General features: G+C 74.8%; 9 protein-coding genes. 3 read left to right on the top strand and 6 right to left on the bottom strand.

The window, feature by feature from the left end; all coding sequences use genetic code 11:
- Positions 1-26: 26 nt before the first annotated feature.
- The 4 genes from mycP to ACWCYY_RS35590 all read right to left on the bottom strand — a co-directional run bounded on the left by mycP (position 27) and on the right by ACWCYY_RS35590 (position 3,924).
- Positions 27-1,331, bottom strand: a complete 1,305-nt coding sequence (gene mycP, locus ACWCYY_RS35575) for a type VII secretion-associated serine protease mycosin (protein WP_449798426.1) — start codon at positions 1,329-1,331, stop codon at positions 27-29.
- A 162-nt stretch (positions 1,332-1,493) separates the two neighbouring features.
- Positions 1,494-1,784 carry a WXG100 family type VII secretion target gene (locus ACWCYY_RS35580; RefSeq protein WP_380149483.1) on the bottom strand — a complete coding sequence of 97 codons (291 nt, stop codon included), beginning with the start codon at positions 1,782-1,784 and terminating at the stop codon, positions 1,494-1,496.
- A gap of 79 nt (positions 1,785-1,863) precedes the next feature.
- Positions 1,864-2,169, bottom strand: a complete 306-nt coding sequence (locus ACWCYY_RS35585; protein ID WP_380149482.1) for a WXG100 family type VII secretion target — start codon at positions 2,167-2,169, stop codon at positions 1,864-1,866.
- Positions 2,170-2,349: 180 nt separating this feature from the next.
- A complete protein-coding gene (locus ACWCYY_RS35590; RefSeq protein WP_380149481.1) occupies positions 2,350-3,924 on the bottom strand; it encodes a type VII secretion protein EccB in 1,575 nt (524 codons plus the stop codon).
- 355 nt (positions 3,925-4,279) lie between these two features.
- On the opposite strand from ACWCYY_RS35590, the gene eccE reads away from it, so the two are divergent.
- The 3 genes from eccE (at position 4,280) to ACWCYY_RS35605 (ending at position 8,476) form a co-directional block, all read left to right on the top strand.
- A complete protein-coding gene (eccE, locus tag ACWCYY_RS35595; protein ID WP_380149480.1) occupies positions 4,280-5,536 on the top strand; it encodes a type VII secretion protein EccE in 1,257 nt (418 codons plus the stop codon).
- Positions 5,536-6,294 carry a hypothetical protein gene (locus ACWCYY_RS35600; protein ID WP_345285675.1) on the top strand — a complete coding sequence of 253 codons (759 nt, stop codon included), beginning with the start codon at positions 5,536-5,538 and terminating at the stop codon, positions 6,292-6,294. Before eccE ends, ACWCYY_RS35600 begins: the two co-directional genes overlap by 1 nt.
- Positions 6,295-6,460: 166 nt before the next feature.
- On the top strand, positions 6,461-8,476 hold the full coding sequence (locus tag ACWCYY_RS35605) for a MinD/ParA family ATP-binding protein (RefSeq protein WP_449798427.1): 2,016 nt from the start codon (positions 6,461-6,463) through the stop codon (positions 8,474-8,476).
- An 86-nt stretch (positions 8,477-8,562) separates the two neighbouring features.
- On the opposite strand, the gene ACWCYY_RS35610 is transcribed toward ACWCYY_RS35605, so the two are convergent.
- Positions 8,563-9,510 (bottom strand): bifunctional riboflavin kinase/FAD synthetase, encoded by a 948-nt coding sequence (locus ACWCYY_RS35610; protein WP_345285674.1) that lies wholly within the window; start codon positions 9,508-9,510, stop codon positions 8,563-8,565.
- Positions 9,511-9,575: 65 nt separating this feature from the next.
- The gene (locus ACWCYY_RS35615; protein WP_449798428.1) at positions 9,576-13,376 is read right to left on the bottom strand and encodes a hypothetical protein; all 3,801 of its coding nucleotides are present in this window, start codon (positions 13,374-13,376) and stop codon (positions 9,576-9,578) included.
- Between the last annotated feature and the right edge of the window lie 129 nt (positions 13,377-13,505).

Consider the following 13,505-nt stretch of genomic DNA (forward strand, 5'->3'; position numbering starts at 1 on the left):
TTTGCACGAGCTGTTCCCGGCTACGGCTACATGGCGTCCGGGTCCTCGCGGCGGCGGCGGTCGCGCAGCACCACCGAGCCGCCCGCCAGACCGCCCACCAGCAGGCCGCCCAGGCCCAGCACGTAGGTGGCGGTGCGGGCGTCGCGGTCCGACTGGGTCTCCACCAGGCCGGCCGGCTGGGCCGACAGCGGCTCCTGCGCCAGCATCACCGGCGGGTCGTCCTCCGGGGCCTCGGCCGGCGGCGCGGTGCTGCGCACGGCCTTCACCGGGTCGACCACGCCCCAGCCGACGAAGCGGTTGCTGGTCCGCTCGGTGCGCTGGGCGGTCTGCATGATCCGGGTGCGGATCTGACGGGCGGTCCAGTCCTTGTGCCGCTGCTTGAGCAGGGCGGCCACGCCGGCCACGTACGGGGTGGAGAAGCTGGTGCCGTTGTCCACGCACTGGCCGCCCTTGGGGACGGTGGAGAGCATGTCCACCCCGGGGGCGGCGACGTCGACGAACTCGCCGTACTGGGAGAAGCCGGCCCGCTCGTTGTTGCGGTCCGAGGCGCCGACCGCGAGCACGGTCTCGTAGGCGGCGGGGTAGGTGGGGATCTCGTGGCCGTCGTTGCCGGCCGAGGCCACCACGACGATGTTCCGCTCCTCCGCCGCCTTGATGGCCGCCTTCAGCTCCTCGCTGTGGTCGAAGTCGCCCTTCTCGTTGGTGGCCCGGACGTCCTGGGAGATGTTGATGACGTCGACCCCGCGCCCGATGGCGTCGTTGATCGAGTCGATCAGGGTCTTCACGTCGCCGTTGCCCTGGGCGTCGTTCTGCCGGTAGCTCACGATGGAGGCGCCCGGGGCGATGCCCACGAAGCCGGTGCCCGGCACCTTGCGGGCCGCGATGATGCCGGCCACCTTGGTGCCGTGGCCGACCGGGTCGGTCTTGGCGTTGCCGTCGGGCTTCTTGTTGGCGGACTTGTCGAAGAGGGTGAACAGGCCCTCGTCCACCTTGCCCTGGAGCTGGGGGTTGGTGTCGTCGACGCCGGTGTCGATCACGGCGACCTTCACGCCGGAGCCGTTCAGCTCCACCTTCTTGCCGTTGGCGTCGGGCTTGGCGTCGGAGCCCCAGAGCTGGTCGAGCAGCAGCCGCTGGATCGACCAGGGCGTGCTCTCCACGTTGTTGGAGGGGAAGCTGCACTCGGCCGAGGCCGCGATCCCCAGCGGCGACCAGTGCTCGCCCGCCTGCTCCGCCTGCGCGGGCGTCGCGGCCAGACCGCCGACCACCCCCAGCGCGACGAAGGCGGCAGCGGCCCTGCGGTACCCGACGAACGACACCTGACGTCCCCTCATGCTCCACACCCCGTGCCGTACCCCCGCGGAACGGCCCTCCCCGGGCCGGGCGTCCGTGCCCGGGCCAGGATACGCACCGGGGGCGGGCGCCCGGCCGGGCGCCCGCCCCATCAGTGCCACCGGTGATGACCACCGCGCCGTCCACGTGGGACGGCGGCGCGGTCAGCCCCAGATGGTGACGTTCTTCTGCTCGGTCGCCTGGTAGCTCTGAGCAGCGTTGTCCAGCGAGACCGAGATCTGCTGCAGCGCCTGCTGGAGGTCGGCCGCGCTCTGGTCCCACTGCGCCTGGCGGGCCTGGTAGCCCTCCTGGGCCGCACCCTGCCACGAGACGGCGATCTTCTGCACGCCGGCCTTCAGGTCGTCCAGCTGCGACTGGATGCGCGCGGCACCCTGCTTGACCTCGTTGCTGGCGTTCCGGATGGTCTCAAAACTGACGAGAATGTGGTCGCCCATGGTTTCCCCTGTTCCGATGGAGTCGATTCGGCCCGCATCCGGCGGACCGCGAGTGCTGTCTTCGGCTTCGCCGAGAGACTCAGAAACCGCCGCCGGTGTTCATCGCGGCGCGCTGCTCCTCTTCCGTGGCGGTGTAGGCCTGCGTGGTGGCCACGATCGCCTGACGGATCTCGTCGAGCACCTGGTTCAGCTTGGTGGCGTCCTCGTTGAACCGGGTCTGGAGCTGCTGGTAGGCAGCAGCAGCCTGGCCCTGCCAGCCCGCCTTGATCTCGTCGACCAGCGTGTTCAGGCGCTGGATCTCACCCTGGACGGACGAGTTCACCTCCTGAATGCGGTTGGCAAACGCGTTCATTTCGTCAGCGGTCGTCGTGAACTGACCAGCCATGATCCACCGTCCCCCATGAGACAGACTTCCCCACGGACCGTACTGGCACGGACGGTCCGCCGGACATCACGGTGTGATGTCCTCCAGCACTGTAGCCGCCGCCCGCAAGGGTCCCAACATCGGGAGCCAGGTAGTTACCAAGCCATGACACACGCCCTGGGCAGGCGAACTGAGCGGGCGTCAGGCGATCTGCGCCTGCAGTGCGGCCGCCGTGTTCAGCACCGGTCCTGCGGGCACCAACTTGGCCCACACCGACGGCACCGGCACCGGGGTCACCTTCTCGTAACCGAGCCTGGCCTGGGCCTCGTTGCTCTTCTCCTGCCCCGCCTGCTGCCCCTGCGCGCTCTGTTCGGTGCCCGACTGGGCAGTCTTCCCGCCGTCGTTGTTGCTGGGCACCGAGTAGCGCAGACCGGTCTCGGTGATCAGGAAGTTGGAGCCCGAGGTGTCGTCGCCGGAGGAGTCCAGGGAGCGGAACAGCAGGCCGTGGCCGGGCGAGACCCGGGCGCTGGCCGCGCCGGAGGAGATCGTCGCCGGGTAGTCCTTGGCGGCCCAGACGCTGCGCTTGACGGTCTGTCCGTCCATGCCCTCGTAGGTGCTGCAGAGCGTGCGGCGGTCCTTGTCGAAGTTGACCGCCTGGTCCTGCGGCAGCTCGTCCGGCAGGTCCTTGTCGTCCTGCAGCGCCTTCTCGTCGATCATGCCCTTCACCTGGGCGAAGTCGTTCGGAGAGAGCTCGGCGAACTTGGGCGTGCTGCCGCCGTAGAGCGCCCGCAGTTCGAGGTCGTTGACCATCAGTCGGGACTGGAAGGGGGAGATCTCGTAGAGCTTGTCGTAACCCACCATGAAGAAACTGCGGTTCTGGAAGGAGACCAGCCGGCCGACCTTCCGGTCCTCCGCGTTGCTGAGCGGGAGTTGGGAGCGCTGGTTCTTCTTGGTGTCGAACTCGTCGGGGCGCTTGAACTCCACCGCCCCGCCCTTGTCCAGGGTGTCCAGCCACTCCTGGGTCACCTGCTGCGGGTCGGCGTTGGAGCCGAACAGGCCGTCCTCCATCGCCGAGCGCTGCTGCGCGGTGGCCGAGGGACCGCCCAGGAAGTGCAGGGAACCCTTGTTGTCCACCAGGTACTTGGAGCCCGGGTAGGTGCCCTGCTTGGGCCCCTGGACGTACATCATCTGCCCCGGCCCGAGCATCCGGGCCGGGTCGCGCAGCGCGGCCGCGTCCTTGTCGGCGGCGACGAAGACGGCCTGGTTCGGCGGCTTCTTCTCGTCCGCGCCGGGGCGGTTGCAGACCGTCCAGAGCTTGGTCTGGCCGGCCACCGAGTCCAGCGGAAGCTTGTCCGGGGCGTACGGGATCCCGATGGTCGGGCCGTGGTTCTTGTACGCGTCCAGCACCTTGTCCGCCACGATCACTACCTTGGCGCCGGCCGGCAGGACCAGGCGCGCCGAGGACATGTTGAGGACCTGGTGGAGTTCCTTCTCCTTGGTCTTCTGGTTCGGCAGGATCACGTAGCGGGTGGTGGACTGCTTGCCCTGGATGATGTTGGCCCCGCTGTCCCAGTCCTTCGGCGCGGCGGGCTTGATCACTCCCCACATGCCGAAGCCGGCCACGATCACCGCGGCCACCACCACACTGGGCAGGATCGCCTTCACCGGACGCGGCGCGTCCTCGTCGTTCCCCCCGCCGCTGGGCAGCAGGAAGGCCCCCACCGTCCGCTTGCGCGCCGAGGTGTAGGCGTTCAGCTCGTCGCGGCGTGATGCCATGCTCGTCGTCTCCCCTGTTCGACCGAATTGCCAGTCCGACAACTGTGTGTGCGTCAGCACGACCGGCCCGCACGCGCGTTCCCCGTCGCGGGCCACGGCGGCTGAGTCTGCCACCCGCCGGGCGCACGTCGCAGCCAACCCTCTACGATGCGGCAGCAGACGGTGAGTACGGTACGGGTACGGTTTGCCGACCGGTCAACCGGGCCGTGGATTATCTGATTCAGAGAGGGCCACTCGGGGGATGCCAAGTCAGACCGCTCCAGGGCGACGCAGCACAGGGCACGGCAGGGGAAGCGGCGGGAGCCGCCGCGCGCAGTCCGGGCCCGCCCGGGCCACCGCTCCGGTTCCGGTCAAGGTGCACCCGCGGCCGGGCCTGCTCGGCACCCGCCTCAGGCTTCAGCAACTCGTGCTGCTGGAGGTCGCGTTGGCCTTGGTGGCGGTCGGCTGGACCATCAGCAAGGCGATGGCCGGGGCGTTCGCCGTCCCGGCGCTGCTGCTGGTGGTGCTCGCGCTGCTGCCGCTCAACGGCCTCAGCCTGCCCGAGGGCCTGAGGGTCCGCGCCGAGCTCAACGCCCGCCGCCGCCAGGCCCAGCAGAACGTGCCGCCGCCCGGCACCGACCCGGCGCTGGCCCCGGCCCTGGAGCTCGAACCGGCGCTGCGCACCTACACCCACGCGATCGAGGCCGACCTCGGCGGCGGCCGCCCCGTCCGCCGGGAGACCGGCATGGTGGGCGACGGCACATTCCTCACCTCGATCCTGCTGGTGCAGGCCAAGGACCAGCCGCTGCGGCCGCACCGCAACGCGCTGCCGCTCCCGCTGGACGTGCTCTGCTCGGCCCTCCAGGTGGACGACATCGCCCTGGAGTCGGTGCAGTTGGTGCAGCACACCCAGCCGGCCCCGGCCCCGCACCTGCCCGACCAGTCGCTGGCCGCCCGCGCCTACCACCAGCTCCCGGACGGCGTCGCCACCCCGGGCCTGCGGCTCACCTGGGTCGCCCTCAAGCTCAGCCCGGAGCACACCCGCACCGCCGTCGAGGCCCGCGGCGGCGGCGAGGAGGGTGCCCGCAAGGCGCTCCAGCGCGTCACCGACCAGCTGGCCGGACGCCTCAACGGGGCCGGCTTCACCGCCACCGTGCTGGACGAGCGCGAGCTGATCGCCGCGCTGGCCATCTCGGTCTGCGCCAACCCGATCGCGGTGGCGGGCCGTCAGGGCACCGGCGGCGGTGGCGGCAACGGCCGCCGCACCCAGGAGAGCCGCAAGTTCTGGCGGGTGGACGACCGCTGGCACGCCACCTTCTGGGTCGCCAAGTGGCCCCAGCTCAGCCGCCCCGGCGGCGCCCCCGGCCGGATCGCCGCCCCCGACCTGGTCAACCTGGTCACCAACACCCCGGCGCTGGCCAGCACCTTCAGCCTGACCGCCAGCCGCGGCACCGGCGACTCGATCGCGGTCAGCGCGCACGTGCGCGTCACCGGCCGCAGCGAGAGCGAGGTCACCCAGGTCGGCCGGATGGTGGAGTCGCGCGCCCAGAGCTCCGGGATCGGCCTGACCCGGCTCGACCTGGAGCAGGCGCCCGGCCTGCTCGCCACGCTGCCCCTGGGAGGGACTTCCTGATGGCCTATCAGACCTATCCCGGCCAGACCGCGCCCGAGCCCACCGCCCGCGCCCCCCGACTGCGCCCCGGCTTCGGCCTGCGCGGCCCGCGCCGCGAGCGCCACGTGCTGGCCGCCGAGGACCTGGCCGCGCTGGCCTTCCCGGTCGGCGACGACGGCGTGCTGGTCGGCGTGGACCCGCAGAACCAGCCCGCCGTGATCGGCCTGTTCCGCCCCAGCCAGTACGAGTTGGTGCTGGTCGGCGGCATGTGGACGGCCCAGGTGATCGCACTCCGGGCGGCCGCCACCGGCGCCCGGGTCGCGGTCGAGACCGCCCGCCCGCAGGCCTGGTCCCCGATGGCCCAGGCGGCCGGCGGCGGCCAGCCGTGCGTGACGATCCACCAGGTCGGCCGCCTCGGCGCCCAGGGCGCCTCGGTCGCCTCGCCGGTGCTGGTGGTGCGCGACCTCGGTGCCCGTCCGCCGCGCAGCCGGCTCTCCGCCTCGCCCTGGCAGACCACCCTGACCCTGCTCCCCTACCTCGGCCCGAACGCCTCACGGGTGATCAACTCGGCCGATCTGGTGGGCATCCAGCGGGTCTCCCCGCAGGAGGCGGAGATCCTCGCCCGGCTGCTCTCGCTCGGTGACCAGGAGGTCGCCGCGCTGCCCACCCTGGGCGACAACATCACGCTCTGGGCGACCCGGATGCGGCGTCAGTTCGTGATGACCAACCCGGGCGAGGCCGAGGCACAGGTGCTCGGCGGCCCGCGCCGGATGGACTGACGGCGGACCGGCGAGAAGGTCCGTACACCGTGGGCACGGTGTACGGACCTCTCCATTCGTCCACGATGGTGTGAGTTCCGGCACCGCCTTAGGCCAACCGGACCACACGTCCTAGTCTTGTGCCTACGGCACCGCGAACAGCGGCGGCGAACACGAGGGAGCCCAAGTGAGCAGCGATCGGGACGGCGTCTACGTCGGCGACAACGCGGCGGAGGACGACGACGACTGGTCGGACGTTCCTGACTACTCCCCGCCCTCCTGGTACACCCAGGGCGACCCGGCGGCAGCGCCCGCCGCCGCCCAGCCCCCCGCGCCCGCTCCGGCGCCCGTCCCGGCCCCCGCGCCGGCGCCGGGCCCGGTCGCTCCGCCCGCACCCGCACCGGTGGCCGCGGCCCCGGTCGCCGAGACGCCCGCGCCGGTGGCTCCCGCGCCCGCCGTCCCGGCTCCGGCCCCCGCGCCCGCCGAGGTGGTCGAGACCGCCGTGCTGCCGCCGGTCACCGACCACGGCCAACCGGCGCCTGCCCCGGTCGAGTTGCAGTCCACCCCGGAGCCCGTGGCCCCCGTGGCCCCGGTACCGCCCGCCCCCGCCCCGGTGCCCGTTCCGGCTCCGGCGGACGGGCAGGCCGTCCCCGGCCCGGTGCCGCCGCAGCCCGTCCAGGCCCAGCCACCGCACCCTCAGGCGCCGCACGCCCAGCCGCCGCACGCCCAGCCCGGCCCGCCGCAGCCGCCGTACCCGCAGCAGGGCGGGGCCGTCCCGCCCGGTCCGCAGCCCGGGCCGTGGCCCCAGCAGCCGACGCACCCTCAGACCGCCCCGCCGCAGCAGCCGGTGGACCCGCGGCAGGGCGGCTGGCCGCAGGCAGCGCCCCAGCAGGCCGCACCGCAGCCGTACCCCCAGCAGCAGGTGCAGCAGCCGTACCCGCAGCAGGCCGTGCCGCAGGCACCGGTCGCCTTCCAGGGGCAGGGCCAGCAGCAGCCGATGGCGCACGGCGCCGCGCTCGGCTACACCGCGGCCGTGGAGCTCTCCTCGGACCGCCTGCTGCGCGGCCAGCCGAAGCAGCAGCGCGAGTCCCGGCTGAAGTTCGGCGGGAAGGCGGCCCAGGCCGACCGGGCCCGCAAGCTGGAGGTCATCCGCACCCCGGTGCTCTCCTGCTACCGGATCGCCGTCATCAGCCTCAAGGGCGGCGTCGGCAAGACCACCACGACCACCGCGCTGGGCGCCACGCTGGCCACCGAGCGCCAGGACAAGGTCATCGCGATCGACGCCAACCCGGACGCCGGCACGCTCGGCCGCCGGGTGAAGCGGCAGACCGGCGCGACCATCCGCGACCTGGTGACCGCCATCCCGCACCTGCGCAGCTACATGGACGTGCGCCAGTTCACCTCGCAGGACCTGCACTCGGGCCTGGAGATCCTGGCCAACGACGTCGACCCGGCCGTCTCGACCACCTTCAACGACTCGGACTACCGCCAGGTGATCCAGGTGCTCGGCCAGCACTACCCGATCATCCTGACCGACTCCGGCACCGGCCTGCTCTACAGCGCGATGCGCGGCGTGCTCGACCTGGCCGACCAGCTGATCATCGTCTCCACGCCCAGTGTGGACGGCGCCAGCTCGGCCTCCACCACGCTGGACTGGCTCTCCGCGCACGGCTACGCCGACCTGGTGCAGCGCTCCATCACGGTGGTCTCCGGGGTCCGCGAGACCAGCAAGATGATCAAGGTTGAGGACATCGTCGCGCACTTCCAGACCCGCTGCCGCGGCGTCGTGGTGGTGCCCTTCGACGAGAGCCTGGCGGCCGGCGCCGAGGTCAACCTCGCGATGATGCGCCCCAAGGTCCGCGACGCCTACTTCGAACTCGCCACCCTGGTCGGCGAGGACATCATGCGCGCCCAGCACGCGGCCGGCGGCTGGGGCCAGCCCCAGCAGCAGGGCGGTTACCCCCAGCAGGGCGGCTACCCGCAGCAGCAGGGCCAGCCGGGCTACCCCCAGCAGGGCGGCTACCCGCCCCAGCAGGGCCAGCAGCCGGGCTACCCGCCGCAGGGCCAGCCCTGGGCCCCCCAGCAGCAGCCCCCGCAGCAGTACGGCTACCCGCAGCAGCCGCTGCCCCAGGAGTGGGCGCAGCAGCCCCCGCAGCAGCCCGGGTACGGCTACCCGCCGCCGCCCCAGCAGCCGCAGCAGTAGCACCCGTCACGCCGGAGGGCGGCCCACCGAGCTGGTGGGCCGCCCTCCGGCGTACGGTCCGTCAGACCCCGGGCGAGAGTGCCGGGTCAGGGCGCCGAGTCGGTCAGCTCACGGGCCCGCTTCACGTCGTCGGCCATCCGGTCGAGCAGCGCCTCGATGGAGTCGAACTTCTCCATCCCGCGCAGGTAGGCCAGGAAGTCCACGGCCACGTGCAGGCCGTACAGGTCCAGGCCGACCCGGTCGATGGCATAGGCCTCGACCGTCCGGTGGGTCCCGTCGAAGGTCGGGTTGGTGCCGACCGAGATGGCCGCCGGCATCCGCTCGCCGTCGGCGGTCAGCCAGCCCGCGTAGACGCCGTCGGCCGGGACCGCGCTGTGCGCGACGGTGTCCACGTTGGCCGTCGGGTAGCCCAACTCCCGCCCGCGCTGGGCGCCCTGGACCACCACGCCCTCGACCCGGTGCGGACGGCCGAGCACCTCGGCGGCGGCCTCCACCTCTCCCTCGGCGACCAGTCGGCGGGTCAGCGTGGAGGAGAACGGCACGCCGTCCCCGGCCGTGCCGCGCAGCTCCAGGTCGAGCACCTCCACCGCGAAGTCGTCCGCCCGGCCCAGCTCGGCCAGCAGCGCGACGTTCCCCGCCGCCTTGTGGCCGAACCGGAAGTTCGGGCCCTCGATGACCAGCTTCGCGTGCAGCGCCTCCACCAGGACGGTCCGCACGAAGGTCTCCGGGGACTCCTGGGAGAACGCGGCGGTGAACGGCAGCACCAGCACCGCGTCCACGCCCAGCCCCTCGATCAGCTCCGCCCGCCGCGGCTGCGGCGCCAGCAGGGCCGGGTGGCTGCCCGGCCGGACGACCTCGCTCGGGTGCGGGTCGAAGGTGACCACGACCGCCTTCACCCCGAGCTCCCGGGCCCGCTCCACGGCCCGGCCGATGATCAGCTGGTGGCCCCGGTGCACACCGTCGAACGATCCGATGGTGACGACGCTGCGCCCCCAGTCCCCGGGGATCTCCTCCAGGCCACGCCAGCGCTGCACCTGACCGCTCCTTGTTCCCGAACCGGCGTGCGGTCACCGCACGCCCTCGCTTCCTTACCGGACCCCTATAGCGTGCCATGCGCCCGATGCTGTGTCGGCACCGGAACCGCAGCTGCGCGCGGCGTCCGCACCAAGGCGCAGCGCTCGGCCTCCGCCGCCGCGTACTGAGGGTCCCGCCCGTCGGCCGCCAACAGCCGCATCCGGGTCAGCAACGGGCCACCGCACGGACCCGGCTCGTCCGGCGGCCAGTGGGCCAGCAGCCGGGCGAACCCGGCCGAGCGGCCCGCCCCGCGGACCAGCGCGGCGTCCACCCCGGGCCCGCCGCCCTGCGCCGCGATCCGCACCAACTCCCTGGTGCCGTCCGGCGGTTCGCCGTCATAGCGGGCCGCCAGCCGCTCCACCACCGGCACCAGCACCAGCGGGTCCCGCTCCTCGGCGAGCAGCGCGGCCAGCAGCCCGGTGGGGTGCTCCGGCTCGGTCAGCAGCAGCGCCAGCACCGCGCGCAGCCCGGGCGGCCCGCCCGCCGCCGCGGCCACCACCGCCTCCGGACCGGCCGGGCCCACCAGCAGTCCCACCAGGTGCTCGACGACCTGACCCGCCGTCCGCTCACGGGCCGGGCCGCCCTCCCGCTCCGCGCGTTCCAGCAGCTCGGCGGCCAGGTCCAGGGCCGGACCGAGCAGCTCGGGGCCCGGCTGCCCGGCCAGCACCCGCAGCACCTCCGCCACCGCCGCCCCGGGCTCCGCCAGCCGCCGCCGGAAGGCCTCCAGCACCGGCCCCGGCTCGTCCGCCAGCACCGGGGCCAGCGCCTCGGCGGTGACGAAGGGATCGTCCCGCAGGAACGCCTCCAGCGCCCGCTCCAGATGCCGCACCCGGCCCGCCGGCTCCCGCACCAGCAGGGCCAACGCCGCACCGTGCAGCGCCGGTTCCTCCTCCCGGGCGAGCAGCGTCCGGGCGGCGTGCCACAGCAGCTCGGCCCCCGTCCCGGCGGCGTACGGGGCCACCCGCAGCCCGTGCACCGCCGCCGCCACGTGCCAGTGCGGGCCCGGCCGGTGGCTCCACCGGTCCACCGCCCTGCACAGCGCCGAGGGCTCCTCCGCGGCCAGCCGGGCCAGCAGCGCGTCCGCCCGGGGATGGGCGGCGATCGCCAGACACTCCGTCAGGTCGTCCACCGCACCGTGCCGGTGCGCGAAGAGCAGGTCGTCCGCGAGGTCGCCCGCCGCACTGCCGCCGGTCTCCCGGTACCAGCCGCACAGCAGCGGCAGCACCGCCCGAGGCTCGGCCGCCAACAGCCCCGCCACCGCCGGGCCGGCCGGCTGACCCGCCGTCACCAGGCGCCGCAACAGCCCCACCCGGTCCTCCACCGGCAACGGCAGCCCGGTCCAGAAGCCCGGCTCCAGGCCGCCGCCACCGCGCTCGGCGATCCGCTCCAGCAGCTCCCGGTGCGCGGCGGGGCCGGCCCCGAACCCCAGCCCGTCCACCAGCAGCCGCCGCGCCCACCAACCCTCCTCCGGCCCCGGCGCCGTCTCCACCCCGCGCCACAACCGCCACAACCACCCGTCCAACCCCTGCGCCCCGTACCGCTCCGCCACCCGCCGCAGCGCCCACCCCACCACCCCGACCCGCCACCGCGGCACGCCTCCGGCGGGGGCCGGGGCAGGGACGGAGGGAGAGCCGGCAGCGAACGCGGAACCGGCCGCAGCCGGGGCAGGGGCGGAGGGGGAGCCGGAGAACGGCGAAGCCGGGCCGGACGGGAGCTCGGAGACGGCCCGGGCGAAGCCGGCACCGGACGCGGAACCGGCGGGGGCGGGGACGGAGGGGGAGCCCGCGCAGGGCGAAGCCAGGCCGGACGGGAACTCGGAGGCAGCCGGGGCGGAGCCGGCGCCCGACGCGGAACCGACGAGGGCCTCGGCGGACGCGGAGCCGGAGAACGGCGAAGCGGGGCCGGACGGGGCACCGGAGGAGGGCGGACCGCCCAAGCCCCGCGCGGGATCCTCCGACGGGCCGGAGCGGGCCGTGGCGCCCGGGCCGGCCGCGGACGGCGCCGGCTCGCCGGACCCGTGCCCGTCCACCGCACCGCACGCCGCGGCAGCGCTCCCCGCCGGCCCACCGTCCCGCGCGCCACCGCCCGCCGTCCCGGACCCCAGCCCTCGCCTCACCGACTCGTCCGGGTGGCCGTCCGGAGCGCCGCCGGCCGGCCCGGACGCCGCCCCCTGCCCCACCGACCCGTCCGGAGCGCCGCACGCCGCGCCGCCGCCTCCCCCCACCTCGCCGAGCAGCAGCCGCAGGGCCGCGTCCAGGTCGAGCTGGGCGGCCTGCAGCCAGTCCGCGAGGTCCTCGTGCGGGAAGCGGTAGCCGCGCCCCGCCGGGACCAGCAGCGGGACACCCAACGCCGCGCCGGCCCAGCCGCCCGTCGCCGGGAAGAGCTCGTCGAAGTCGGCCGCGTCCAGGGTGCCGTGACCGCTCGACAGCATCCGGCGGGCCACCTCCCGCAGCCGCTCCGCCACCACCCCCGCCCGCTCCCGTTCCCGGGCCTCCGCCAGCTCCGGGGACGGCCCGCCCCGCCGGTGCGCCCCCGCCCGCCGGGCGGCCCCGGCCGCCGCCACCGCCCGGGCCGCCTCCCGGCAACCCCGCTCCAGCCAGCCCGCGTACAGCTCCGCCAGGTCCGCCGGCGCTCCCGTCTCGCCCGCCAGCCGCAGTGCCAGCGGCCGCCCGTCGAAGGGCTCCGTCCCGTACCGGCGGGCCACCCGGGCCGCCGCCTCGGCGGGCAGCTCCCCCAGCCCGTGCACCGCCGCCCCCGCCAGCCCCGGCCAGCCCTCCGGCCGGGCCGCCACCAGCAGCCGCGCTCCGGCGAACGCGAGCCACTCCACCGTCCCCGCCAGCCACTCCCCCGTGACGACGGCCGGCGCCTCCTCCAGCCCGTCCAGCAGCACCAGCAGCGGCCGCTCCGCCGCCGCACAGACCAGCAGCACCTCCGGCAGCCCCGGCTCCGGCACGCCCAACAGGCCCGCCGCCCGCCCCAGTTGGCGCTGGACCGCGGCGGCCGGAGTGGGCTCCCCCGCCAGCAGGTCGGCCCCGCGCAGCCAGATCGTCGGCAGCGGCCCCGGCCCGCCCATCCGGCGGACCGCCAACGCCGCCAGTTCGGTGGAGCGCCCGCTCCCGGCCGGGCCGAGCAGCGCCGACACCACCGCCTGCGGCTCCTCCCCGGTCAGCCCGTCCGGGCGGTCCACCCGGTCGGCCGCCAGGTCCGCGATCCGGCCCGGCCCGGCGCCGGCCGAACCGAGCTGCACCGAGGCCAGTTGGAGCACCCCACCGAGGTTGAGCGCCCGCCCGTGCGCGGGGGCCGCCTCGGCGTTCCTGGCCCGCAGCGCCGCCAGTTCCGGCCCGTCCAGCGGCAGCGCGACCGGCCGCGCACCCGGCCCCGGCGCCAGCACCCCGAGCACCGCCCCGCTCTCCGCGCACAGCACCGGCGCGCCCGCCGTCACCGGGCCGCGCAGCTGCGGCAGCTCGAGCTCCAGCACCCCGTCCGGCCCGACCGCCCGCACGCCGCCCTGGAGCTGCGTCAGCTCCCACACCCCGGCGGCGAGTTGGCAGACGGTCAGCAGCCCGCTGCCCACCCCCGCCGCGATCGGCGGCGGCTGATCGGGCAGGCCCCCGACGCCCGCCGTGTGCAGCAGCGCCAAGCCCGCACCGGGCAGCTCCTCCACGCTCTCCCGCCCGAGCACCCGGGCCTGCCCGCCCGCCGTGTGCAGCACCAGCTCCGCGACCCCCGCCACCACCTGACGGGCCGTCACCACGGTGCCCGACCGGTCCGCCACGAAGCCCAGCCCGCGCACCAGTCCGTCCGCCCCGCAGATCCGCAGCAGCACGACGCCCGCCCCTCGTCCCCGGCAACACCCGCCCGGTACCTGCCCGCTCCCACCCGGACCGCTACCGCCACTCACCTGAAGGGATGAACTTCACCGCGACCCGGCCGCCCTCGAACCGCCCTCGGACCT

Source organism: Kitasatospora sp. NPDC001664 (assembly GCF_053596675.1).

What these genes read in the sequence shown, in the direction of transcription:
- ACWCYY_RS35590 (WP_380149481.1), bottom strand. Translation starts at nt 3,924, where the DNA reads ATGGCATCACGCCGCGACGAGCTGAACGCCTACACCTCGGCGCGCAAG.
- mycP (WP_449798426.1), bottom strand. Translation starts at nt 1,331, where the DNA reads ATGAGGGGACGTCAGGTGTCGTTCGTCGGGTACCGCAGGGCCGCTGCC.
- ACWCYY_RS35600 (WP_345285675.1), top strand. Translation starts at nt 5,536, where the DNA reads ATGGCCTATCAGACCTATCCCGGCCAGACCGCGCCCGAGCCCACCGCC.
- ACWCYY_RS35580 (WP_380149483.1), bottom strand. Translation starts at nt 1,784, where the DNA reads ATGGGCGACCACATTCTCGTCAGTTTTGAGACCATCCGGAACGCCAGC.
- ACWCYY_RS35585 (WP_380149482.1), bottom strand. Translation starts at nt 2,169, where the DNA reads ATGGCTGGTCAGTTCACGACGACCGCTGACGAAATGAACGCGTTTGCC.